Raw genomic sequence first — 24,627 nt, 5'->3', positions numbered from 1 at the left:
GCCAGATGGCCCCGAGCCACCGCGAACACCGGTCCCGGGAGCAAGTCGTCCGGAAGAGATCTCACGAGACCAGGATCACCTGAGGGTCTGACACTGAAGCTTCCGTGTTCGGCGGATGCTTTAGCAGATCATGACGAGTCCGTCGGCGTTGAGGACGTGCTTGGCCAAGGCTGCAGGCAAGTGTCCGCCCCGGACGAGGAGGCTGCACTCGAGGTTGCGTTCGACGCCATACCCGGTCAGGTTGGCGCTGCCTACAAGAGCGCTTTTCCGGTCGACGACCAGGATCTTGGCGTGCATCGAAGCGCCCAGCGGGCGTTCGGTGGCGGGCCAGGCCAGCGCCGCGTGCGGCAGGTTGCCGAGCGGGTTCGACGAGCCGGAATAGGACGGGTTGTCCACACTCCGCTCGAGCAGCGTGGTGATGTTCACCTGGCGTGCCACCGCACGTCTCAGCGCATCACGTACCTCGACGCTCGGGAGAGTTGCGTAGCTGACCAGGACGATCTCCGACTCGGCCTCGTCGATGAGACCGGCAACGACCGCGAGCGTGAGACGCTCACCGGGCACGGACGAGGTCGGCCCGGTCCAGACTGGCGTGACTTCCGGGCGCGTCGCGTAGGAGTCGCGGAAGGCCCGGATCAGCCCGGCCAGGTACGGACCGTCTCCATTCTTGGCTGCCTCGCCGGCCCTCTTCAGGAGGTCCTGGGTTGCCGCGTTGTAGGCGCCATGCTGCAGCTGCGCCACAGCGGGCGCGGACGTCCGTAACGCGGTGACGAGCGCACTGACGGCAGCCGCGGGCATGGATCGCGCGACCTGCCGGGCAAGAGCCTCGACGTCGCTCACGGCTGGATCGCCAGGCCGGTCCCGAGGTTGGCGAGCACTCCTCGGTGTAGCCAGCGGTTGCCGCTCTCACAGCTGGTCTCGGACGCGTACAGACAGGCGTGGCAGGCAGCACCGTGCAGTGCGTCGCTGGGCTCAGCGGGCAGGTGCTCGGCGCACAGCGGGTCAGATGAGCATAGTTCCGCGCCTCTCAATGCGTGGTCGAGTAGAGGTCCGAGGAATCGCCGGTTGGCGAGCGCGACCAGGCCACCCAGGGTGCCTTCGCTGTCGCTCGCTGCCGTCGACAGCAGGATCCCCGCGGTCGGCACGTTCGGGGTGCCGACGTAGAGGCGTTCGCGGATGCTGGCGGCGGAGTACCCGCACTCTAGGGCGACCTGGCGTAGAAGGAGGTGGCTGAGGGTGTGCAGGAGCAGGTAGCGCTGGATGGGGAAGTCGGGGTCGGGCTGTCGGTCGCGGTTGATCAGCCATCGCCGGTAGGCGCCGCGCAGTGCGACCACGTCGGGATGATCTTGCTGGGACTCAGCCCAGGCGGCCACGGCCGGCTCCTGCAGCTCCAGGAAAATGCCCTCCCCGCGCCGTTCGACCGCGGGCACCCAGCCAATATGGCTTCGCGACAGCGGGGCTCGACGCTGCACACCTGGTCCGCCTGAGGATGGCGCCTCCACACGGGTAAAGCCAATGGCGGCTTGCACCTCGCGCAACCGTTCGACCTGCACCACCTGCTTCAGCAGTCTGTCGTGTGCTGCGGGTGGTGGGGTCGGTACCGCGCGGAAGTCGTCGTCCTGCTCGATGGTGGTGGGGTGGCAGAGGAGCTGCCACTCGGCGTCGAGAAGGCTTTCCCCGTTCTCCTCGTCCGAACCGGAGTCGTCGGCCCGGCGATGTCGCTCCTCCTCGACCATCGCCCAGAGTTCGTCAGCCCCGAGTTCCCGGAGGACCCCAACGTTCGACATGCCGGCGACCATCCGGTGCAGGAGGGCGGCTTCCGGCGCCAGGCTCAGGATGTCCCAGTTTTCGTCGATCTCGGTGTGCGCCGGGTCGGCCGTCGGGAGGTGGAGGGCACTGATCGTTTCGCCGAACCAGAGGTTGGAGGCTCCGAGGACCATGAGTTTCAGCTGCTCCGGGCAGGTCTCGAAGGTCTGGAGGTGTGGATGTCGTCCACGGCACCGGGGCAGGTTGCCAGCGTTGCGCGTACCTGCGGCCTCGGAGATGTTGCGTCGGGCCTTACAGGCCGTGCAGGTGACCGACACCCGCGGCCCGAGCACGCTGCCGGCATCGCGGATCTCGAGTTGGGGTCCGGGGCAGGCGCTGAGGTCGGCCTGGTGGACGAAGTCGACGTAAGGGAATTCGTCGAGATGCCCTCGGGCGCAGGCGACGACAAAGCGAGCGGGGATGCAGGCGCGCCGCCTGGCCGCCGGCCGGTTGCCCTGCTTCGCGCAGTACTGATGTATCCATTTGGCCAGGTCCGGACGGCGGCCCCACCGGTGGATCAGCTGCAGTTGGTTCACACCATCGATCGGCAGCAGCTGGTTGCAGGCGGGGCAGCGCAGCCATCGCGGAAAGGTGGTTACCGGTATGCCCACGGAGGTGTATGGATCGTCGGCGGTGGCCGGGTCGAATGGCGCAGCCCGGAGCGACGTTACGTTCTTTCCGGGCAGTGCGGCGCGTACCTCGGCCAGCAGCCGGGGCTCGGCGATGACGGGCCCGCCGGCACCCCACGCCTCGAGGCCGCGGACCAGGACGCTCATGCCGGGGAGGTCGGCTACCGCTCCGATACCGGCCGCTGTCATCAGCTGGCTCGGGCGCGCGTTGCCGATGCGCGTCGGCTGGCGCTGCGAGCCGGTCACGCCCCGGCCCCTTGGCCCGGTCGAGGTGTGAAATCCCACGGCGGCGCCGAATCCCAGGTCGAGTCGGCCGATCGGAGTTGAAGCAGGATCTCGGGCTCAACGTCGCGCAGGCTTCGCGGAGCGCTCCAGGTGCCCCACGGCTGTTCGTCCGGCGGACGCAGCAGCCCAGCGCTAGCCTGCCCTCCTGGCTCGTAGCCGAGTTGCCCGACGGGCAAGGTCGCACGCTTGTGCAGCCATCTGTCCAGGCGTCCGAGACTGGCATCGCGGACGTCCTGCCCCGTGCCAGCGTCCTCCGACACCAGCTCAGCGCGCGCTTTCAGCAGTTCCAGCAATTGGTGGTTGGCCTGCTCGCCAAGGGTGGCAACTTGCGCGCCGAGGTTGGGTCGGAACACGTCGGACCGTTGCCGGACGAGCGCCACGAGAACGGCAGTGAGTCCACGGTCGAGTGCTCGCTTGCTGAAGGGTGTCGTGGTCAGGCCCTCGACGTTGCGACCGAAGGTGGTGTGCTCGTAGCCGAAGTGTTCGTAGTGCGCCAGGTCGCGGGGCCGGTTCCACTGGAAGATCGTGAGGACAAGGCCCGGGCCGGCGATCGACCGGCCGACCCGTGAGCTCGCCTGGATGTACTCGGCCATGTTCTTCGGCTGTCCGGTGACGATCATGAGTCCGAGGCGTTGGACGTCGACCCCCACTTGCAGCATCGAGGTGGCCAGCAGCACGTCGATGGGTCGCAACGGCGGTGTGTACCTGTCGCGCTCGTCCTTCGGCATCGCTCGGAGTCGATCGAGTGCGGCGGTGCTGTCGTGCTCGGTTGTGAACCCCCGCTCGAGGTCGGCCAAGGATTGGGTGATCTTGCGCGAGTCCATCCGGCTGGTCAGCTCGCTCACCGAGGGCCGCCGGCGCCGAGTGAGCGCCGCCTGCCGGCCGAGTCGGTCGCTGATGTCGTCCTCGACCAGCCGCCGCATGCCGGCCAGCTCGCGGGTGCTGGTGAAGTAGTCGACCGCGGTCAGGTAGGGGTCAGCCGCCTCGCCATAGGTGTCGAAAAGGTATTGCCCGTACTCCAGTACCGCGGTCATCACCCGGATCTCGATCGCCGTCAGCCGTTCGCCGGAGGCGAGGATGCCGCGGTACCGGCGCGAGGGAGTGGCGGGTGACGGGTCGACCCGGCGAGAGAAGAAGGTGTCTCCGGCATCCAGCAACGGCGGCGGGAAGACGGTCAGGCTCCGGGCGAAGACCTGCTTGACCTGCGCTTCGGCCCGCCGGACGGTGGCCGTTGAGGCGACGAACACGGGCCGCACTGGTTGCCCGTCCTGCTGGCGGGTGCAGAGTTCATCGATCGCGGTCTCGTACAGCCCCACCATCGAGCCCAGCGCATCGCTGATCAGGTGCAGCTCGTCCTGGATGATCAGGTCTGGTGGGCGCAGTCGCTGCACAGGGACCGGGCTGGTGGCCGGCAGGTCGCGGGTTTTGGGGTGGCCGCCGTCCCGGCACCAGATAGGTGGGTCGGCTGCTCGGTAGCCGTGACGTTCGCAGGCGGTGGTGACCAGGCCGAAAAGTTGCGAGGTGGCGTCGTTCCACGGAAGCGCGGCGAACTTGTCGACGGTGCCGATCAGTAGCGCGGGGGTCAGCCGGTAGATCTCCTCGTCGACGACCACGGCCGGAATGCCCTCGGTGGATCGCGCCCGGCTGAAGGCGCAGCGCCCGTCGGGGTCGCCGCAGAACAGCACCGTGCGGCGGCGCTGCCGGTCCGCGTGCCCGTCCCGGCCGAGGTCGAGCCGGGCTCCACACCAGGGGCAGTTCGCGAACTGCTGGACCCCGCCGACCTGGCCCTCCGAGGAACGGCCAACGGCATCCTCGAGCTGGCTGACCGCGTCGTCGAAGGTGTTCGGCGTGACCTTTGATCCCACCCACAGTCCGATGCGGATCGGAGTGTCACCCCATCGCCCGTCTCCGGCCGCGACCCGCTCGCGGCGGAGCAGTTCGCAGGCGCAGATCAGTGCGGTGGCGCGCTGGAACTGCTGGGCCGTCAGCAGCCGGAGGGTGTAGCGCATCAGCACCGCGACCCCGTCGGTGCCGTCGAGCGCACCCGACGAGGTGCCGAGCGTGCCCTGCAGGCGTCGGATGGCGATGGTGTACGCGGTGAGGCCGAGGTAGGCCTCGGTCTTGCCGCCGCCGGTGGGGAAGAAGAGCAGTTCCACCTCGCCGTCGAGCATCGGTCCGCGTCGTGCGTCCTCGTGCGCAGGGTCGGTCAGTCCGGGTAGGCAGAGCAGGAGGAAGGCCAGCTGGAAGGGTCGCCAGCTGCGGTTCTTCGCGACGTCCAACTCGGCCTGCAGCGACTTGAGGCTTGCGGTCGGGTCACCGATGCGTCGCCGGACGATCTCGCTTCGGACCCGCTGCCGGGCCATCGCCTGGTTCGCGAAACGGAACGCCTCTCGGGCCCGTGGATTGCCGGCGAGCAGGTCGATCGACCGGTCGAGCCGGTCGGCGACCGCGTGCGCGCGCTCGAGGGCCGGGCGGGCGACGTCGGCGAAGCGGTTCACCTCGGGGTCGGTATCGATAACCGTCGCTTGGCCAGTCAGCCAGACCCGGTAGCCGTCGACGAGCGGCCGCAATGCGCGCACGAGGTCGTCGGGTTGGAGATCGTGACTACCCAGACGGGCCATATCGAGAACCAGGCCGGGAGTGTCGTCTGGGTCGCCGGGGATCACCATGCGCACGTCAGCGGCGGGGAAGGAGGTGGTCGTCAGGCGCCAGGCCCGCGCCTCACCAGGGCGGACGTCAGCGTCGACCGCGCAGAGGCGACCGATCGCGTACTCGCGCTGGCGTCGGTGCTGCAGGGCGAGGAGTCGCTGCTCGGCCTCCAAGCCCTGCGCTGCGTCCGGCAATGCCGGGTCGTTGTGGCCGAGGAAGATCGGGGCCCCGCCGTCGAGGGCGACTACCCCGAGCTTGGCCTGGAAGAGCCGGCCGCGGTCGGGGGTGTCGGCGGGGATCGGCTGGCCGTTCACCAGAAACAACTCGACGGTCCGCCGACCGTCCCGGTGCCGGACCCGCCAGCGCAGCCGCACGCCATCATGCTCGGGGACGGGGACCAGTTCACCGGCGCTATCCGTGTCGGTCGGGACCTCGACACTGCCAGCGGTCGGCACCCGCTTCCACACCGTCCGGGGGCTGCCGGTCTCGGTGGTGTGGTGGTCGGACGGGCCACGTTCATACCGACCCCAGGAAGCGGTGACGACGACAACGTCAACATCGACAGGCACCGAACAGACCAAGCCGAGCGAAGAAGCGGCCATGGCCCGGGTACGGACGGCCGCGGGTGAGGGTGGGTCGGCATCGTCACCATCGAGGTCGAGTGTCGGCTCTTCTACCAGCTCGGGCCGGTCCTCGACATCATCGTCCTCGGCAGCCGTCTCGGGCGCCGGCTCACCGGCCTCCGGGCGACGGGGAACGAGCCGGCCCAGCAGATAGCGCTCCCCGGGAGTCGACCCGGGCGGCAACTCTTCGGTGTCGCCGTCCCACGGGCCGAGCAGATCGCGGACCAACAGATTCTCGAGCTCGGCCCGCACGTTATACCCGGTCGCGCTCTGGGTCACCGTCATCGTCTCCTCGCCTCCTCGACCTCGACTGACGCGAAGACGGTAGACCGGGGCTCTGACACCTTGCGTTGGCTGCCTGCGGTGGAGTCCTGCTCCCGGGCGCGGCGGTGGTTCTCGATGAGCAGCCGGTCGAGCAGTTCGAAGCGGGCCCGTGGTGAGACCGTCCAGCGGGTGCCGATCTTGGTCGGGTGGTGCCCGATCTCCAGATCGAGCTCGGTCCACCCGTAAGCATCGAGCATGGCCTGGTCGATCTCAGCATGGATCTCACGTAGGCGAACGATGGCCGGATCGGTGACCGCCGGGTCGTTGATCTGGTTGTGAAGTTTGGTCAGACCGAGCGAGCGGCCGAGCATGACCTTGCGCCGTTCGGCGTCCAGCGTTTGGCCGAGCTGTTCGAGCTCAACGGTTGGCGCCGGACGCGGCCAGGTCAGGAAGACATCGGACGGGGCGTACCGGATTCCTGTACCCAGGGTCGAGGTGTAGCGGATGGCCCAGACTTGATGGGCCGAAGACGAGAGCATGCTAAGGCTCGCGAGTTTGTTCATTGCGAATACGACACACTGCTCCGAGAAGACTAGGCGACTGTATGGCACTCGCACCGGCAGCAGCGTGTTGCCAACTCGTGAAAGTGCAAGCACGTGGTCTAGATCGCGAATTTCCTCGTACAGATCCGCTCCTCGACGGCCATAACGCCACCAATAATGGCGGTAGTCCCGAGCCTTTTTGGCTTCGCGTTCTGGCTTCACGAACTGGCGGACCCGTTCAATCGGTAATTCGTACCGCGCGGCGCGTTCGAGAGACCAGTCGTGAAAATTGATGATTGATCGGCTCGCGGAGCAGTCGGGCCGGCGGTTCAAGTCGGCGCCGATAATGTAAGGAAAGATCACGTCAGCGCTCTTGGGGTCGGCGGCGATCATGTTTGCCGCCTCATCGTCGGTCATCGTGAAGCCAAGCCCGAGAACGTAAGAGCCAATGAAGGCAATGTCCTCGTTTTCGGACAGCCGCTCCGGGCGGCCTGTCTCGGTCAGGTACGGCTGAAGGTCGACGCCGAGGTGGGGCACTGCCTCGCTGTCCAGGACTGCGCTGGCAGCCTGCTTTCCGCGAGCCAACCAGACCTCCACCACGGACAAGCTGGCGCTCCGGCTGGGCCAGGCGTGGGCGCTGACGGCGCGGCGGACATGCCACCCATCGCCTTCCAGCTGAAGCAACCCGACAGCGAGGGTGTCTCCCTCAACTAGCGTGTTCGTGGTGACGTAGCCCAGCTGCCCGGACGCCTTCAGTAGCCGCGCTGCTCGAAGGACGAAGCGCGCCGCCAGATCAGTATTGCCGCGCGCGCCACGGCCGTCCCAAGCCATCAGCCACGCCAAGTAGTCGGAACCCAGAGCGCCGGAGATCTTCTTGCCGCCCTGGAACGGGGGGTTCCCGATGATCGCGTCGAAGCCCGGCGCGCTGGTGTCGGCGAAGACTTCGGGGAAGGCGACTGGCCAGTGGAAGGGGCGCCTTCGCTCCTTGCCTGCCGGCCGACCTTCCTGAACGTGAGCGGTCAAGGTGTCGAGGTACGGGTCGTCGGCCACCGCCTGGTCACTGGACAGGTGAGTCTGCAGGGTGAGGAACGTGGCCCGTCGCTTGGCCACGCTCTGACCGGCCGCCAGCATGCCGGCTCCTGTAAGCGCGTCGGCGACCCGGGACAGGGTCGCGGACGCGGCGATGGCCTCGTGGAGGCGAATTGCCTTCAACTCCACGTCGCGGACGGTGACTACCGGCGTGGCGACGATGCGGCGACGAATGTCGGCGATCCCGGCAAGCTGAGTGCGCCAGGAGTGGCCGAAGTCGAGCGTTCCGTGGGTCAGCGCGCGGCCAGCGACCGGATCGAGGTGCAGCGTCTCAAGCTGGTCCATCGATGCGATGCCGAGCAGGGAGTCACCGCACACGAGCCGGTCGTCGAGGAATCCGAAAGGTCGTTCCCTGTCCATGGTGACGAGCCACAGCGACAGCTTGGCCATCTCCACGGCGAGCGGGTTGATGTCGACACCGTAGAGGCAGTGCTCGGCGATCTCCCGCCGCGCGGCGAGGATGATCTCATCGACCTCGGTGTCCGCGGCACCCTCGGTGCGGTCGGCCAGCGAACGGGTAGCGGCCAGGTCGCCTTCCGTGTCGCGGGCCTCCACCCACCGGTCAGCCAGGAATCGGCAGGCTGCCACCAGGAATGCGCCGCTGCCCATGGCGATGTCGGCCACCCGGAGCCGCTCGAGCTCCGCCGACGGACGCAAGACCCATTGGTCGCGGTCCAGCGTCTGCAGCGGGCCGGGCCGGTAGACCAAGGGTTCGAGCGTGTGCTTGACGATCTCTTCGGCCAGCGACCGGGGGGTGTAGTAGGCGCCAGTCGCCGTCCGACGCGATGACGCGGCCAGATAGCGGCCACCAGGCGGGGTGATCACTGGCCGATCGCTCTCGTCCCGCCGGAAGAGTGGGCCCAACGCGGCGAGCTCCTCACCGAGCCGCCGCTCCAGCGGCGAACTCGGAACCACGGGCGACGCGTCCTTGCCGTCAGGGGCTAGGAGCCGTCCGGCCTGTTTCCGGGTTGCCGCCGTTGCCTTCTTCTTCCCCAGGTAGGTGCTAGCGGTCCATTCCGGGAGGTCCACGAGAACCTGCAAGGCTTCGGACTCAAAGACGAAGTCGACGACACCCGGCCGCCGGCGCAGGAAAAGAACGGGCTCAGTCGCGGTTCGCACCTCGAGCTCAAGCAAGCCCTCGTAGACATAGCCGATCTGCTCCACATCGAGGGTACGGAAGCTGAGCCGGCGGGACTCGCCTCCGATCCGGACGAACTGGACCGCTTCGAGCATCCGCAGCACGGTGAGGTCGTCCACCGGGGGCGTGGTCGATCCCTGGACTTCGAGCCAGGGGTAACGGTCGGGGTCGAAGAGCGCACCGCCATAGGCCGGGAGCCGCAGATCTTGGTGGTGCACCCCGGAGTGGAGTGCCCGGGTCAAAGCGAGCAGCCGATGCCAGGCGCCGGTCCGGTGTTCAAGGGTCTGCTCGCCGTTCAGACTGGCGCGCTGCCGCAGCTGCTCGACCAGCCGACCGACGGAGTAGCCGCGGTCGTAGGCGTCGTCGTCGCTGGGTAGAAGCCGTCGTTCCTCGGCGAAGAGCAGAAAGACGATCCGCATCATCACGGTGACGATCCCGGCGTACAGGTCGTCGTTGTTGACGTCGCGAAGGAGCTGACCGCCACTGTTGCGGTCCAGCGCGTCGAACCGGCGCACCAGCATCTCCACGGCGGTGCGGACCTGCCCACCGAGGGCGGTGGTGACGTCTTCCTGCGCCTCGGCACTGCGGGACAAGATGGCCGGTAGACGGTCGGCGGCGGCCACGCCGACGAATCGTCGACGCTCAAGCAGAGCGACGAAGGCTGCCAGTGTTTCCGGCTCTTCGCTCCACAGGCTGGCGTCCCAGACCGCGACGCCCATCGGCTTCCCCCGGGGCGCCGACACCACGGCCCACCATCGGCCGTCGGTGACCAGCCCGATTGGGACATTCCGGGCGCGGAGGAGGGCGGCCAACCGCTCGGCTGGGCTCGCAGCCCAACCGGCGTTCAGTGTCCGGGCCAGCGGGTGTGAGCCCCACGGCGAGATGAGACCCAGCAGCCGCCATGGACTGTCAACGACGGTACCGGCCTGATCAGCGGCAGGCCCAGGCTCGTCGCCTTCCTCGCTTTCGTCCCCTTCATCAGCCACGTCCTCGTCGAGGTGGTCCGACGCCTCGGGCTCGAGCAGCTCGTCGTCCTCGGCGTCTGCTTCGGGCGAGACGTGGAAGGCAAAATCGGGCGCGACCGTGGTGCCGTGCTCGCCAACCACCTCAATCAAGGCGGCCGGAATCGCCGGACCGGTCAACAATGCCTCGTTCCATCCGAGGATCTCGGACAAGACGGTGCGGATGACCTCGCTCTGGGTCCGCCCGTCGCCGTCCAGCAGGCCAGAGACAGCAGCCCGGACCTGGGCCCGGGTCGCCGTCGAGACCGCAGGCAGTCCGGTCGGCCAGACACTGTCGGCGACCGGGATCGTCACGAACGGACCGGAGATCTGCAGCAGTTCCAGCCACCCGTGTCGGCGGGCGGCGGCGTCGGTGCTCATGATCCCTCCGGCCGGGTGACGAGGAGCACCGCCACCGGGAAGGTCAGCTCGCGCACGGATTCGTAGCGGTGGGTGACGGCTGCACGCTCGCGCTCGTTCTCGGCGTCGAGGCCGTCCAGGCGCGCAACCCAGGCGGCACGGTCTCGGGCCAGCTGGTCGCGCTGAGGTTCGTCGAGTTCATCTAAGGTCGGCTGGTACTCCGCCGGTGACTCGCTCAGCGCGTCGGTGAGAAGTCGGCGAAGCTGCTCGGTCATGGCGTCGACGCGGCGCAGGTCGTCCTCCTTGCGGCGCTCGAGGTCGCGCTGGAGCGCCGCCTTGCGGACCGCGGCGCGGGCGGCGACATCGCCGACGAGCTGGTCGGACAAGGTGGGCCACTGTTCGGCGAAGGCCTGGGCGTCGGTACGGCTGACCGGCAGACATCGATCAGGGTCGAGGGCGTCCTCGACGACTCGGCGCAGCTCGTCGAAACGGCGCTCCTCCACCTCGATCCGGCGAGGACGCCCGGTCTCCGGCACGGCGCGCGCGGCGAGGATCACTTCCTCATGTAGCCGGGAGCCATCGGTGCCGACCAGCACCAGGCGGTTGATCACTGTGGCAAGCCGCTCGCCCGGTCGGACCTCGGACGGAAGGTCGGCGACCACGCCGCTGACTCGGCTCATACCGGACACCTCACCCCACACCGCGCTGCGGACCAGCCGCTGTGCTTGGTCGACTAGCTGCGACCCGAGATGGAGACGGACAACATCTCGGTTGCCTCGTTCAGCATCGAAGGTGATCGGACGAAGCACATGCGGTGACAGGGGATCGGCGAGACCATCGAGGGTGCGCTCCCAGCCCCGACTCAACTCGGGCGGCTCCAGTAGCCCATCGGCGCGCTCCACGAGTGGGGGCTGACTAGCCAGGCTCAGGGCGGTGTCGACGAGGCGGCGGATGTTCGCCGACGCGACGTGCAGCGTCTCGACGCTGGTGTCCAGCTGTGTCCGGAGCCGAGCCACTTGCGCGCGGAGGTCGCGCTCGGCCCGCAGCGGATTCGGTCCAGGCCGCGCGGCGAGCGGATCGTCGAAGATCGGCCGGCCCAGCATCCGTGCCTCTACCGCTTGAGCCAGGACCGGGTTTACGCGCCCGAGGTCCGCCCGCTCCTGGGCCACCTTGCTCGCCACTCGGCTGAGGAACTCCAGGTCCGCCTCATACGAGCCGGCTGACGCCTGCTGCCAGTCGGCCCCGACGAAGTGGGCGACATGGACGGGCAGGGTCTGACCGAAGCGGTCCACGCGGCCGATGCGTTGCTCGAGGCGGTTGGGGTTGAAGGGAATGTCGTAGTTGATGATCTGGTGGCAGTGGGCCTGCAGGTCGATGCCTTCGCTGGCGGCGTCCGTCGCGAGCAAGATGCGGACCGGGTGCCGATCCGGTGGCGCCTGGAAGGCGTGCTTGAGCAGTTCGCGTTCCTTGGAGTCCATGCCGCCATGCAGCAGGCCGAGCCGGTTACCGCCCAGACCCCGGGCGCTCAGCAACTGGGCGAGCCACAGCTGAGTGTCGCGGTACTCGGTGAAAACAACGACCCGCGCGTCATTCCAGGGTCCGTTGGGCGTGCAGATCGTCTTCAGCTCGGCGACCAGCCGTTCGGCCTTCCTGTCGGCCGGGCCGGTATGCAGGTCCGCCCATCGGAGTAGCTCATCGAGCGCGGCAGCGGCTTCGGGGGTCAGGGCAGTCGCTGTGGCGACGAACTCAGCAGCCTCGCGATCCGAACCGACGGAGTCATCGGGCTCATCGTCGTAGTCGTAGCCGGTGTCCCACGGGTCGTCATCGGGGGCGGCGCCGAGGCCGCGCACGGTTTGAGCGTGCTGCGCGAGCGTCCTGGCGAATGCGGCCGGTGAGGAGAAGAGCCGCTTCTTGAGGAGCAACGTGACCAGATCGTTGCGGCGTGGCGAACCCGTGCGCAGCGTGGAGTACTGATGGAGAAGTTCGTGGCCGCGGCGTTCGTCGTCGGTGTAGTGGACCTCGAGCGGAGTGGCGGGCAGCCGTTCGGCAAACTCTGGCCGGCCGTCAGCAGTGCGGATCTCGTCCTTGAGTCGTCGGACGCACACCTCGTCCACCAACTCTTGGGTGGGCGCCAGACCACGCTGGAAGCGGCGTGAGTCGACGATCTCGAGTAAGGCTTGCCAGGATTCACTGTGGCCGTTGTGCGGAGTGGCCGACAGGAGTACGCGGTGCTGAGTGTGGTGGCTAAGTCGGCGGACAGCTTTCGTCTGCAGGCTGTCGACGGCATAGCCCCGCCGGGCGCGGGCGGGTGCCGGAGGGGCGCAATGGTGGGCCTCATCGACGACCATGAGGTCGAAGAATGCTGGTCCGTGCAGATCGGGGTCGAGCACCTCGTCGAGCAGCCGTTGGACGCGTGGGGTCCGCAGCCAGGGCAGACTGATGATCATCCGCGGATAGATGGTGAACGGATTGGCCTGCAGCCCGTGAGTGCGGCGCAGCTGCCGCAGCATCTCGGTGTCCACGATGGTGAAGTCGAGGCCGAACTTGTCGCGCATCTCCTCGCGCCACTTGAGCGTCAGGGATGCCGGACAGACGACGATGACCCGTCGGGCCCGGTGGCGCAGCAGCATCTCCTGGACCACCAGACCGGCCTCGATCGTCTTGCCAAGACCCACGTCGTCGGCGATCAGCAGGGCCACTCGCGGCATCCGCAACGCCTTGGCCACCGGTTCGAGCTGGTAGTCCTTGATCTGGATGCCCGAACGGAACGGTGCCTGCAGGGTATTCACGTCGGCCGAAGCGACAGTGCCCCAACGCACAGCGTCGATCAGCGCGCCGAGCTGCTGCGGGTCGTCCCAATGCTCAGGAGAGGGCACCGCCGGGAGTTCCGCGGCGGAAACGACCCCGCGGCCCGGCTCAACCTCCCAAACGACGGTCAATTCCTCACCCAGGTCGTCCTCGGAGACCGAGGTCAGTCGGGCGAGGGTGCGACCGGGGATCGCACTGGCCGACAGCTCATCCACCGGCAGCGTCGAGACGTCGATGTCGGAGACGATCCACTGCTGACCCCGTGCCCGGACGAGCTGTCCGACTTCGAGCGTGGTGGGGGAGGTCACCCGGCACACGATAGCTTCAGGTCCGAGCATCAGGTGAGTCGTCGTCGCGACACTCGTTTTCTTGAACCATTCAGCAAGTGTGTGTGGGGATCCCGGGCCCGGGTAGCCCGAGGCTTAGCTACTGCAGATGCTTTCCTGGCTTCAGGGGTCAAACTCTTGGGTACCAGGTCGACAACCTCGTCCGTCACGATGTTCGGATGGATGGCGCAAGCCTTGGCGCCGGGCAATCCCGAAGTTGTAGATGCCCTTCTCTCAAGATCTGCTGAAAGCACGAGGAAAAATATCCGGTAGGATTTCAGGCGCTTGCATGCACCGTCTTTCGAAATTCCATCTGACGCAAGGCTGTAACACCCTCTTGAATCGTAAACGGAGTCCTTAGCACGTGCACCATTTCCATCAGATGCATGAGAATTGCGCTGCCGACACGCCGAGCGTTTGCGGGCTCACGAGAGCGAAGTACAATTCTCCTCTCGCAGCCAGATCAAGGAGGGTGAGGCGTTAGTGCCGGCGCGATCAAAGGTCGTCAACTATCCCGAGGTGTATCGCTGGATCAGTGAGGGAAGGACCTACCGCTGGATGGTGGAACAGTACGCAGAAAAATACAACGTCGAGACCACCACCAGTATGTTCTCTGAGATCCGGCGCAAGCGCGGGATGGACCCGCGGGCTGTCCGAGATCTTGAGCTAATCCCTTGGATCGTGCAGGAACCTGACCGGGAACATGCCGACCTCATGTGCCTGCGGTGGGAGGCTCGTCGCCGTGCAGGCGCTGAACTGACTGAGGCCGCACGCATCCGCCTGACCGGTTGGCTCAAGGGTCTGGCTGAACGCGGCCAGGTGATTGCCTACGACCCGGATATCGGATTTCGTCAAGTGGCCCGCAGACCCGGCATCGACCTCGACATCATCCGACACCCTGATCAGACCGTGCCAACTCGAAAGGCGTAGAGCTTCCCGGTTGTGAGCATCTTGCCAAGCCCAGGCCCAACACGGGACCGCCCCATTGTTTTCGCCGGCCGGGTCAACAGCCGCTCAGCCGAACATCTCGGACGACCAGCCCGCGCCCGCACGCCTACCTGATGGTGGCCTTACCAGCCGAGTGAGGACCTACACCGCCATGACCCATGCTCGCTCGAATGCATCCGCGTAGAAGCTGAAGAGGGGGCCTGCACCGCAGAGCACCCGCTCAGTCGGAGACTGCGATGGCCATGCGCCGTAGGCATGCAGGTTGACGATCATGGTGTCGTCGAAGCGGAAGCTGCTGGCCGCGAGCCCCAACTGGTGCGATCGAACTGCCATTGGCAGCTCGGCTCTGCTCAGCAGGCGAAGCACGCCAGCGCTCTCGTCGGCCAGCCACGGCGCACTGAGTTCGCGAGCTCGCTGCTCGAGGGCGATCGATGCGCTGTCAGCCAGGAGAAGGCGGATGCTGATTCCCTCCGCCGACTTCGCCCTGAGAACGTCGACGACATCGAGGATCTCGAAGAGGAAGCGACCGGAGTAGTCGATGATGTCGAGCTGACGACGGACTCTACTGAACAGCGCGTACCACACGTCTGGATGAACCGCATTGAGGCTGGGCCAGATGCGATGCACGGCGTTACACCCCGGATCATCGTCTTGCTCGAGCAGGAGCGCCGGCCACAACGAGGTCTCGAGTTCGCCTGTGGCGCGGGCGATCCGCGCGCGTGTAACCGGGTATGGAACACGGTCTTCAGTCAGCCAGCGCTGGACAGTCTTGATGTCGACCTGGACGATCGCGGCAAGGCGTGCCGGGGTCAGCTCGGCGTTCAGCATCGCTCCGCGGAGCCGATGGTTGACCACTAACTCAGGTTACCATCACGCCGATCGTCCGTCTCCACAGTAGATGTCCACAGATGTCCTCTAGATGGGCTGCAGATGTCCACAGCTTCTCGGCGACGCTCACGGAGAGGTGACCGGCGGACCACGCTCCGGTCAACTGACCAGCAGCAGAGGAGCGTCATCGTGAGCGAACAGGAACAGCAGGGCGGGCCGATGAGCAGGCAGCGACTGATGGATCTCGTCGTCTACGAGTACCGGACTCTCGTGGTACGCCGGCTCGGCGTGACGGCGGAGTGGAGAGTCCTGGAGTGGACCGACTCGGCGGCGTGCGCCAACCGCCTCACGGCGACCGAAGACACCTGCCAGCACTGTCCCGTTGCGGCCGAGTGCCTGGCGGCTGCGATCGCCAGCGATGACCGCGCGGAATGGCGGGGCGGGCTCGACCGTGAGGATCGCGAGCGGCTCTGGGCCGGGATGGAGCGCACCTACCGCGAGGTTCGTGATCTCGAGCTGATGAAGCTCGACGTCGACCGACTGGCGCGTGGGCCGCGCACTCCGGCACAGCTGACCAAGGCGAACGGGTCTCAGCGGTGAGCGCGTTCGAGTCGACGGGTGACGCCGCCGATCGTCTGACGGGACTGCTGACTGCGATCGCGCGGCACACCCTCACCCACGCGAGCGGTACCGACTTCGCCGACATCCTCACCTACTCCCTGGCTGCGGCCGCGGCCAACGTCGGCGGGCCCGACCTGCTCCTGTCCGGTCGGCCGGCCTCCTGGGAGTCTTCCCGCATCTCCAGCCTGTTGTCGGGCGCCATGGGCGACGACCCCTCGCACTGGATCAGGCTGCGCACCGAAGCGGTGACCGTTCCGCTCAACGTCGCCCAGCTGGTCGAGGACGGCGTCCTGCATCCCGGGCTGTTGGGCCTCGCGGATGCGGTCGAACTCCTCGGCGACCGGTATCCAGACCTCACCGACGACGACCCGCGAGCCGATGACTACGACCGCGACGCAGCGAGCCTCGAGCGGCGCTACCACCTGAGCTACGCGGAGTACGCAGAGCGCTTCGAGACGGTAGTGACCGCTGTGGTCAGCGAGCTCCGGCTCCGGACCAGCGTTACCGTGATCAGCGACGCCGATCCCGAGTCGCTCTGGTGGGACGGCGAGACCAAGTCGATCTTGAACGCCGACCCGCTCGGCGACCCGCTGGTCGACGAGAGCTGGATGCGAGCTCACGCCGTTGTGCCCCTTCCCAACGTCACGATCGCTCCCGTCCGGACCGAGGATGGCGACGAATGACCACCACCGCCCGACCGACTCCGATCAACGGCACAGCCGGTGTGCGAGGCAGCGAGTACCGGCTCGACAAGCTCACCCTCGCCCAGCTCTGCGACGAGTTGCAGATCGCCCGATCGACGTTCTATGACTGGCGATCCAAGGGACACGCACCGCGCTGCATCAAGCTGCCGAATGGTGACCTCCGGATCCGCCGCAGCGACCTCGACGCCTGGCTCGCCGAACACGAGGAAGGATTCGGTGGCTGAACTTTCCTACGACGCGCGGGTTCAGAACCTCGAGAAGCGGAAGACCGCTGAGGGCAAGATTTCCTCGTTCCGCGTCTGCTGGCGGGTCGATCGGCAGCTCCATCGGCGCAGTTTCGGGACCCGCACTCAGGCCGACGCCTTCCGTGCCGAGCTGATCGCGGTCGCGCGTCGCGGTGAGGCGTTCCGCGTGGACACCGGCGAGCCAGCAGCGTGGCAACGCCCGGGTCAGAAGATCACCTGGTTCGCCTTCGCCGAGTCCTACGCCGCCAGCAAATGGTCACGGGCCTCCCCGAACCACCGACGGGGCATCGCAGAGTCGCTCACCGACGCCACCGAGGCCTTGATCACCAAGAGCGACGGTCCCGACCGCGAGCAGCTCCGGGCCGCGATGCGATGGGCGTTCAGCACCGCACTCGCCAAGCCGGAGGCGGATCCAGACCGCCAGACCGCGCACGCGCTCGCATGGCTCCGACGCAACACGAGCCGGATGGACGCGATCGGCGACCGTGCAGCCGGCGCGAAGCTCGTCCGCGAGGTGCTGGTCAGGTTGAGCCAGACGAAGTCAGGCGGCAGCGCCGCACCGAGCACGGCGACCCGCAAGCGGGCTGTGATCTACAACGCACTCGACCACGCCTGCGAGACCGGCGTCATCGCGGTCAACCCGCTGACCTACGTGAAGTGGACGCGACCACGCTCCGTCTCCTCGGTCGATCCGAGGATCGTGGTGAACGCCGAGCAGGCGCGCCGATTCCTGACCGCAGTCGATCAGCACAGCGATCGCGGCGCGCGCCTGGCCGCCTTCTTCGGCTGCATGTACTACGCCGGCATGCGGCCGGAGGAAGCGGCAGAGCTGCGCATGAGCAACCTGAGCCGGCTGCCCGGGGCGAACTCGAACCGCTGGGGCGAGATCCAACTCACCCACTCCGTGCCCAGGTCAGGAAGCCGGTGGACCGAGAGCGGCCGGCCGAGGGAGCAGGCACCGCTCAAGCACCGCGCCAGCGGCGACAGCCGGAGCGTGCCCATGCACCCCGAACTCGCCGAGATGCTCCGCCGCCACCTCGACCGATTCGGCTATTCAGCCGACGGCCACCTCTTCGTGGGAATGCACGGCGGCGCCGTCACCGATCGAACCTACCTGCGGATCTTCCACGAGGCGCGGGCCGCCGCCTTCACACCCGAGGAAGCCGACTCACCCCTGATGGGAGTCCCCTACTCACTGCGCCACGCCGCCGTGTCGACCTGGCTGAAGGCGACCGGCGATCCCGCCCAGGTCGCCGCGTGGGCCGGGCACAGCGTGATGGTGCTACTCCGCGTCTACGCGAAGTGCGTCGACGGCACCCAGTCGGCGAGCCTGCAGAAGATCCTGGACGCGACCACCTGACCGGTCGGGTTGAACCGTCGGCCGTGCCCTTCGAGACGCCCTCCGCTGGCGCTCCGGGCTCCTCAGGGCGCGTCTCCCGTGGGAGAGCATTGGGAGAAAACTTCCGGCCGGAGCCGGATCCGGCCGTTCACAGCCAGACAGCCGCATCGACCGGCCGGAGAGTATCCGGCCTGGCCAGAGGCTGTTTCACGCGTGGTGGCAGGTGAAGGATTCGAACCTTCGTAGGCTGAGCCGACGGATTTACAGTCCGCTCCCTTTGGCCACTCGGGCAACCTGCCGTGCAACACCCGGAGGCGCCGCGACGCAGAACGATAGCAAGCCCGGGCGGGCTCGCCCAAGTCGGATCGGGACGGTGCCGACCGTGGTGAAGGGTCGGGCCGGCTCCGGGCACAATGACCCTGCCCAGCCGCCGCCGACCGTGAGAGGAAGCCCGATGGCCTCGGAGAGCTCGTTCGACATCGTCAGCAAGGTCGACCACCAGGAGGTCGACAACGCGCTGAACCAGGCGGCCAAGGAGATCCGGCAGCGGTTCGACTTCAAGAACACCGAGGCGGCCATCGCCTGGTCGGGCGAGGCGATCGAGATGGAGGCGGTGTCCGAGGACCGGGTCCGCGCCGTCCTCGACGTCTTCCAGTCCAAGCTCGTCAAGCGCGGGATCAGCCTCAAGGCGCTCGAGGCCGCCGAACCCCGGACCTCCGGCAAGCTGGTCAAGATCACCGCGACCATCACCGAGGGCATCAGCTCCGAGAACGCCAAGAAGGTCTCCAAGCTCATCCGCGACGAGGGACCCAAGGGCGTCAAGACCCAGATCCAGGGCGAGGAGCTCCGCGTCACCTCCAAGAGCCGGGACGACCTGCAGACCGTGCAGCGGCTGGTCAAGGAGCAGGAGTACGACTTCGCGGTGCAGTTCACCAACTACCGCTGACCCCGCGTCGCTCGCGGCCCAGCCGCCGACCCGACGCGCCCGGCGCGACCGCCCGGCCGGCGCTTCGCTCTGTGCCGGTGCGCCGGCCCGTCGGCGTACCCGGGCATCGCTGACAGCCGTCCCGTCCCCGGGACCGCCACCCGCTCCGGCCAGGGCTCGGGTCGACTCCACCACTCCTCCGGCTGGCCCACGCTGAGCGCGAACGAGCGGTAGGACTGGTCGTCGCAGGCGATCCAGTCGACCAGGTGTACGCCGAACCCCGCGGCCAGCCCACGGGCCAGGGCCAGGCGTTCCGCGATCGGCCGGAGCGGTTGGTCCGACACGACCGGCTCGTCGCTCAGAGCTATCGCGGTCCGCGAACGCAGGTCGACCGTCGCCCACTCGAACAGACACGCCTCCAGCCCGAGATCGGGCGGGTCGGTCCTCCGCGCGTGGGCGAGGGCGGTCAGCTCACCGTCCTCGGTGCCGAAGGCGACCAGCAGCCGGCGCGGACCGAACGCCCGCTGGTCGAGCGCGAGCGACAGCACGTCCTCGCGGAGGTTGACCACGTCGTCCCCGCGCGGCGCGAGGAGGTCGACGACGATGAGTCCGGCGTTCATGCCCTCACCGTGGGCGGGTGGCGCGCGGCGGGTCCGGGCTCGTGCACAGGGAGCGGTCGGTGCTCCGGGGGCGGCGCGGGCTGTGGACGGCGCTTCGACAGGCTCAGCGCACGGGTGAGCGCTTCGACAGGCTCAGCGCACGGGTCAGCGCTTCGACAGGCTCAGCGCACGGGTCAGCGCTTCGACAGGCTCAGCGCACGGGTCAGCGCTTCGACAGGCTCAGCGCACGGGTCAGCGCTTCGACAGGCTCAGCGCACGGGTCAGCGCTTCGACAGGCTCAGCGCGCGGGTGAGCGCTTCGACGGGCTCAGCGCACGTCGACTACCTCAGCGGCGGGAGGGCCGAGGGGTCGGCGCCGAGGTGGGCGAAGTAGCGATGGGCTGACCGGAGCACCTTGGTCTTGGCGTCCCCGATCATCGTCTTGCCCCACCAGCCGCCGAACACGGAGTCGTAGTCGAACCGCTCGAGCACGCCGAGCGCGTGGGCGATGGTGTCGGGATGTTCGGGGATCAGGTTCGGATAGCTGTACATGAAGCTGGCCCAGCGCCGGTCCGCGACGACCGTGATGATGTCGCCGGTGCAGAGCGCGCCGCGGCCGTCGAGCCCCGGCCAGTGCACCACCGAGCCGCCCGGGAAGTGCATCCCCAGGTCGAGCAGCGTCCGGCCCGGCAACACCCCGGCGCTCTCCCCGTCCCAGGTCCGCACCCCGGACCGGCGCCCCAGCCAACGGGCGTCGCTCGCGTGCACCCAGACCGGCGCGTCGAACGCAGCGCTCCAGTCGCTGATCGTGGAGAAGAAGTGCGGGTGCGAGACCGCGATCGCCGCGATCCCGCCGTGGGCCTCGACCGCGGCCACCGTGTCGTCGTCGAGATAGGGCGTGCAGTCCCAGAGCAGGTTGCCGCCCTCCCCCGGCACCAGCAGCGCCCGCTGGCCGATGGCCACCGCCGGCGTGGTCCCGACGCCCCACAGCCCGGTCACCTCCTCGCGGAGCTCGGTGCGGTGCCCGGACTCGGCCAGCTCGCGGAGCGTCGTCCACTGCTGGCCGTCCGGTCCGACGTACTGCCGCTCGTCCTCGCAGACCGGGCAGTGCGCCCGGTCGGCGTCCGCCTCGTACTGCACCGCGCAGGTCGCGCACACCGGCAGGTCCCACCCGAGCTCCATCGCCGCCTCCTCGCGTCGCCGCCGGACGCGCCCGCCCGGCTACGACCACAGTCTGCGCCCGGGTGCTCCCGAGTCGCACCGACCGCCCCCGAGGTCGGCACCGTCGCCGGATGGCCGCCGGGCCGTCGCTGACCAGACTGCTGATCATGATCGACACCACCCCGACCACCCAGCCGCCGACCACCGGCCACCGCTCCGCCCCGGTGATCAGCGGCCGCGGGCTGACCATGACCTACGGCAGCGGCCCCTCGACCGTGCACGCGCTGGCCGGCGTCGACCTCGACGTCCACCCCGGCTCGCTGGCGGTGATGGGGCCTTCGGGCTCGGGCAAGACCTCGCTGCTGCACTGCCTGGCCGGGATCGTCCGGCCGAGCAGCGGCCACGTCCAGTACCAGGGCACCGACCTCACCACGCTCTCCGACCGGCTGCGCACCCGGCTCCGCCGCGATGACTTCGGCTTCGTCTTCCAGAGCGGTCAGCTGCTCGCCGAGCTGCCCGCGAACGAGAACGTCGCGCTGCCGCTGATGCTCGGCGGGCTGTCGCTGCGCGAGGCCGTCGGTCGGGCCGACGTCTGGCTCGGCCGGCTCGGGTTGGCCGGGATGGAACGCCGCCGCCCGGGCGAGCTCTCCGGCGGCCAGCTCCAGCGGGTCGCGATCGCCCGCGCCCTGGTCACCGAACCGCGGATCGTCTTCGCCGACGAGCCCACCGGCGCGCTCGACCAGCGCACCGGCGCCGAGGTGATGGGGCTGCTCGAGCACGCTGTCGTTGCCACCGGCGCCGCGCTGGTGGTCGTCACCCACGACCCCGGCGTGGCCCGCACCTGCGCCCGCACGGTGACCATGGCCGACGGCCGGATCGTCGCCGAGCACCACCGTCCCCAGGCCGCGACGGCGGTGGCCCGGTGATCGCGCTCAGGCTCTGGTGGCGGCTGCTCCGGCGCCAGGAAGCCCAACGCCTCACCATCGCGCTCACCCTGACCGCCTTCACCGTGACCACCGGGGTGCTGCTCACCGTGCTCGGCGGGCTCCACGCCTTCCTCGGCCGCGGCGACACCGGCATCGGCTCGTTCTACGTCGTGCTGGCCGAGACCGCCACGGTGATCCTGATGGTCCCGATCCTCACCCTCGGCGGTGCGGCGGCCCGGCTCAGCGTCGCGCGCCGCGACGAGCGGCTCGCTGCGCTCCGGCTGGCCGGGATGACCGGCGGCCAGGTCGGGGCGATGGCCGTGGTCGACGCCGCCGCCCAGGCGCTGGCCGGTGCCGTGCTCGGCGTCGGGCTCTATCTGGTCGCCCTGCCGGGGATCGCGCTGCTGCACTTCCAGGGACGCCCGTTCGCCTGGGCCGAGCTCTGGGTCGGCTGGCCGCTGCTGCTCGGTGCCGTGGCCGGCGTGGTCGCCCTCGCCGTGGTCTCCGCCGCGCTCAGCCTCGCGAAGGTGGTGATCAGCCCGCTCGGCGTCGCCCGGCGCACCACCCCCAGCCGGCTGAGCTGGCTCCGGGTGGTCGTCGCCGTCGTCGTGCTGGCGGCCTGGGCCCCGCTGTTCCGCACCGTGACCACCGTCGCCGCGATGACCGGGATCCTCGTGGTGCTGGGGATCTGCTTCGCGATCCTCAACCTGCTCGGGCCGTTCGTCCTCGGTGTGGTCGGCCGGATCGCTGCCGGCCGGGCCCGGACGGTCCCGATGCTGCTGGCCGCCCGGCGGCTGGTGGACGACCCGAGGAGCGCCTGGCGGACGGTCGCCGGGGTCACCCTGGCCACCTTCGTCGCAGGCGTGCTGTCGATCGCCCCCGCCCTGCACGACGCCACCGGCAGCCGGGGCGACGCCGAGGGCGCGATGCTCGGCACCGACCTGATGACCGGCGCGATCCTCACCCTGGTGATCGCCGCCGTGCTGGCCGCCGTGTCCAGCGGGGTCAGCCAGGCGTCCCGGCTGCTCGACCAGCGCGACCAGTACGCGCTGCTCCACCTGGCCGGCACCGACCTGACGGTCCTGCGCGCCGCCCGGCTGCGTGAGACCTGGCTGCCGCTGACCGCGTCGGTGGCCATCGCCGCGGCGACCTCGCTGATCATCATCGCGCCGATCGGGATCCCGCTGGCCTGGTCGGATCCGGGCGGGGTGGCGGTCTTCCTCGGTGGCATCGTCGTCTCGGTGCTGCTGGTGACCGCGGCGGTCGGACTCAGCCAGCCGCTGGTCGCCACCGTGGCCACCGCCCGCACCCGGGCGCGCGACGAGGCGCTGGTCAGCCGTACCTCCTGAGGTGATGCTGAGGCTGATGCAGCAGACTTCGCTCGTGACCAGCCGCATCTCGCACACCACCGTCAACGCCCGGGATCCCTACGGTCAGGCGAGGTTCTGGGGTGCGGTGCTCGGGATGGCCGAGGACCCACAGGACCCGAACCAGCCCGACCACGAGGAGTGCATGATCTTCTCCCCGGACGGCCGGACCCGGCTGCTGTTCATCGCGGTGCCCGACGCCAAGCAGGTCCGCAACCGGGTGCACCTCGATCTGGCCCCGACCGACCGGACGCGTGACGAGGAGATCGACCGGGTGCTGGCGCTCGGCGCCACCGAGGTCGACGACCGGCGGCTCGACGACGGACGGGGCTGGATGGTGCTCGCCGATCCCGAGGGCAACGAGTTCTGCGTCCTGCGCGGCGGCCGCGAGCGCACCGACCCCTACGCCCACCTGGTGACCGGAGCCGTCGCGTGAGCCCCGACAGCACCCCGGCCGGCGGGCCGGGGCAGGACCGCCGCGGGGCGGCCGTGGTGGTCAACCCCTCCAAGTTCGACGACGACGACGCCCGCGAGGAGTTCCGCCGCACCGTCACGGCGGCGCTCACCGGCGCCGGATACGAGGAGCCGCTCTGGCTCGAGACCACCGAGGACGACCCCGGCCGGGCGATGACCGCACAGGCCCGCGAGGCCGGCGTCGGACTGGTGCTGGCCGCCGGCGGTGACGGCACCGTCCGGATGGTCGCCGCCGGGCTCGGCGAGAGCGACATCGCGCTCGGCGTGCTGCCGATGGGGACGGCCAACCTGCTGGCCCGGAACCTCGACCTGCCGCAGAAGCTCGACGAGGCCCTCGAGGTTGCGGTCGGCGAGGGTGAACGACGGATCGACCTGGTGCGGATCAGCGCCGACGACGGCGAGCCCGACCACTTCGCGGTGATGGCCGGGATCGGCGCCGACGCGGTGGTGATGGAGTCGGCCAACCCCGACCTCAAGCGGGTGATGGGATCGGCCGCCTACGTGTTCTCGGCCATCCAGAACGCCGACCGCCCGCCGCTCAAGGCGCACATCGTGCTCGACAAGGGCCGGCGCCGCGAGGACAAGAAGATCGAGACCTTCGACCGCGAGGCCGTGCTGATGCTGGTCGGCAACGTCGGCTACCTGCAGGCGCAGATCCCGCTGATCCCCGACGCCGAGCCCGACGACGGCCGGCTCGACGTGCTGGTCGCCTCGCCCAAGTCCCAGCCCGGCCGGCTCAAGCTGCTGCTCGAGGTGCTGTTCCGGCGGCACCACGAGGACGAGGCGTTCGACCTGCTCAGCGGGCGGCGGGTGGAGATCACCGTCGACCACGAGGAGGCCTACGAGCTCGACGGGGACCCGATCGGGCACTGCACCCGGCTGGTCGCCGAGGTGGTCCCGCAGGCTCTGACCGTCCGGGTCCGGCCGACCGACCGCTGACCACCGGCCACGGCCGGGACCCCAGGGTCCGC

At 68.8% G+C, this 24,627-nt stretch carries 18 protein-coding genes and 1 tRNA gene; 10 read left to right on the top strand and 9 right to left on the bottom strand.

Annotation, left to right across the window (positions count from 1 at the left end; all coding sequences use genetic code 11):
- Positions 1–120 precede the first annotated feature (120 nt).
- The 5 genes from drmC to drmD are packed head-to-tail and all read right to left on the bottom strand — an operon-like array spanning position 121 to position 13,502.
- Positions 121–840 carry a DISARM system phospholipase D-like protein DrmC gene (gene drmC, locus FHX74_RS02215; RefSeq protein ID WP_182558434.1) on the bottom strand — a complete coding sequence of 240 codons (720 nt, stop codon included), beginning with the start codon at positions 838–840 and terminating at the stop codon, positions 121–123.
- Positions 837–2,681, bottom strand: a complete 1,845-nt coding sequence (gene drmB, locus FHX74_RS02210; RefSeq protein ID WP_182558433.1) for a DrmB family protein — start codon at positions 2,679–2,681, stop codon at positions 837–839. The genes drmC and drmB overlap by 4 nt, the downstream gene beginning before the upstream one ends.
- On the bottom strand, positions 2,678–6,277 hold the full coding sequence (gene drmA, locus FHX74_RS02205) for a DISARM system helicase DrmA (protein ID WP_182558432.1): 3,600 nt from the start codon (positions 6,275–6,277) through the stop codon (positions 2,678–2,680). The genes drmB and drmA overlap by 4 nt, the downstream gene beginning before the upstream one ends.
- Positions 6,274–10,407, bottom strand: a complete 4,134-nt coding sequence (locus FHX74_RS02200) for an Eco57I restriction-modification methylase domain-containing protein (RefSeq protein WP_182558431.1) — start codon at positions 10,405–10,407, stop codon at positions 6,274–6,276. Before FHX74_RS02200 ends, drmA begins: the two co-directional genes overlap by 4 nt.
- Positions 10,404–13,502, bottom strand: a complete 3,099-nt coding sequence (gene drmD / locus FHX74_RS02195; RefSeq protein WP_220483380.1) for a DISARM system SNF2-like helicase DrmD — start codon at positions 13,500–13,502, stop codon at positions 10,404–10,406. Before drmD ends, FHX74_RS02200 begins: the two co-directional genes overlap by 4 nt.
- Positions 13,503–14,039: 537 nt before the next feature.
- On the opposite strand from drmD, the gene FHX74_RS02190 reads away from it, so the two are divergent.
- Positions 14,040–14,450, top strand: coding sequence for a hypothetical protein (locus tag FHX74_RS02190; protein ID WP_182558429.1), 411 nt, complete (start codon positions 14,040–14,042; stop codon positions 14,448–14,450).
- A 159-nt stretch (positions 14,451–14,609) separates the two neighbouring features.
- Here FHX74_RS02190 and FHX74_RS02185 read toward each other — a convergent pair whose 3' ends face one another.
- Positions 14,610–15,296 carry a hypothetical protein gene (locus tag FHX74_RS02185; protein WP_182558428.1) on the bottom strand — a complete coding sequence of 229 codons (687 nt, stop codon included), beginning with the start codon at positions 15,294–15,296 and terminating at the stop codon, positions 14,610–14,612.
- A gap of 189 nt (positions 15,297–15,485) precedes the next feature.
- Between FHX74_RS02185 and FHX74_RS02180 the strand changes: the two genes are divergently transcribed.
- From FHX74_RS02180 to FHX74_RS20880, 4 genes are read left to right on the top strand one after another with little or no spacing between them, the layout of a single operon-like run.
- Positions 15,486–15,896 carry a WhiB family transcriptional regulator gene (locus tag FHX74_RS02180; protein ID WP_182558427.1) on the top strand — a complete coding sequence of 137 codons (411 nt, stop codon included), beginning with the start codon at positions 15,486–15,488 and terminating at the stop codon, positions 15,894–15,896.
- Positions 15,893–16,600 carry a hypothetical protein gene (locus FHX74_RS02175; protein WP_182558426.1) on the top strand — a complete coding sequence of 236 codons (708 nt, stop codon included), beginning with the start codon at positions 15,893–15,895 and terminating at the stop codon, positions 16,598–16,600. Before FHX74_RS02180 ends, FHX74_RS02175 begins: the two co-directional genes overlap by 4 nt.
- The gene (locus tag FHX74_RS02170) at positions 16,597–16,845 is read left to right on the top strand and encodes a helix-turn-helix transcriptional regulator (RefSeq protein ID WP_182558425.1); all 249 of its coding nucleotides are present in this window, start codon (positions 16,597–16,599) and stop codon (positions 16,843–16,845) included. The genes FHX74_RS02175 and FHX74_RS02170 overlap by 4 nt, the downstream gene beginning before the upstream one ends.
- Positions 16,838–18,226 (top strand): tyrosine-type recombinase/integrase, encoded by a 1,389-nt coding sequence (locus FHX74_RS20880; RefSeq protein ID WP_182558424.1) that lies wholly within the window; start codon positions 16,838–16,840, stop codon positions 18,224–18,226. Before FHX74_RS02170 ends, FHX74_RS20880 begins: the two co-directional genes overlap by 8 nt.
- 193 nt (positions 18,227–18,419) lie before the next feature.
- On the opposite strand, the gene FHX74_RS02160 is transcribed toward FHX74_RS20880, so the two are convergent.
- Positions 18,420–18,504 (bottom strand) — tRNA-Tyr (locus tag FHX74_RS02160).
- 155 nt (positions 18,505–18,659) lie between these two features.
- On the opposite strand from FHX74_RS02160, the gene FHX74_RS02155 reads away from it, so the two are divergent.
- Positions 18,660–19,151 (top strand): YajQ family cyclic di-GMP-binding protein, encoded by a 492-nt coding sequence (locus tag FHX74_RS02155; RefSeq protein WP_182558423.1) that lies wholly within the window; start codon positions 18,660–18,662, stop codon positions 19,149–19,151.
- Here FHX74_RS02155 and FHX74_RS02150 read toward each other — a convergent pair.
- Both FHX74_RS02150 and FHX74_RS02145 read right to left on the bottom strand, forming a co-directional pair.
- Positions 19,142–19,750, bottom strand: coding sequence for a hypothetical protein (locus FHX74_RS02150; protein WP_182558422.1), 609 nt, complete (start codon positions 19,748–19,750; stop codon positions 19,142–19,144). The two genes, FHX74_RS02155 and FHX74_RS02150, sit on opposite strands and share 10 nt — an antisense overlap.
- Positions 19,751–20,070: 320 nt before the next feature.
- Positions 20,071–20,910, bottom strand: a complete 840-nt coding sequence (locus tag FHX74_RS02145; RefSeq protein ID WP_182558421.1) for an MBL fold metallo-hydrolase — start codon at positions 20,908–20,910, stop codon at positions 20,071–20,073.
- Positions 20,911–21,020: 110 nt separating this feature from the next.
- On the opposite strand from FHX74_RS02145, the gene FHX74_RS02140 reads away from it, so the two are divergent.
- The 4 genes from FHX74_RS02140 to FHX74_RS02125 are packed head-to-tail and all read left to right on the top strand — an operon-like array spanning position 21,021 to position 24,595.
- Entirely contained in the window at positions 21,021–21,815 is a 795-nt protein-coding gene (locus tag FHX74_RS02140) for an ABC transporter ATP-binding protein (RefSeq protein ID WP_235970082.1), read from the top strand.
- The gene (locus FHX74_RS02135; protein ID WP_182558420.1) at positions 21,812–23,164 is read left to right on the top strand and encodes a hypothetical protein; all 1,353 of its coding nucleotides are present in this window, start codon (positions 21,812–21,814) and stop codon (positions 23,162–23,164) included. Before FHX74_RS02140 ends, FHX74_RS02135 begins: the two co-directional genes overlap by 4 nt.
- Before the next feature lie 34 nt (positions 23,165–23,198).
- On the top strand, positions 23,199–23,618 hold the full coding sequence (locus FHX74_RS02130) for a VOC family protein (RefSeq protein WP_182558419.1): 420 nt from the start codon (positions 23,199–23,201) through the stop codon (positions 23,616–23,618).
- Complete coding sequence (locus tag FHX74_RS02125) at positions 23,615–24,595, top strand: diacylglycerol/lipid kinase family protein (RefSeq protein ID WP_182558418.1); 981 nt, start codon at positions 23,615–23,617, stop codon at positions 24,593–24,595. Before FHX74_RS02130 ends, FHX74_RS02125 begins: the two co-directional genes overlap by 4 nt.
- Positions 24,596–24,627: the final 32 nt, after the last annotated feature.

This window comes from Microlunatus kandeliicorticis, from assembly GCF_014137855.1.
GTDB classification, from domain to species: domain Bacteria; phylum Actinomycetota; class Actinomycetes; order Propionibacteriales; family Propionibacteriaceae; genus Microlunatus; species Microlunatus kandeliicorticis.
This window is presented reverse-complemented; position numbering and strand designations above follow the sequence as displayed.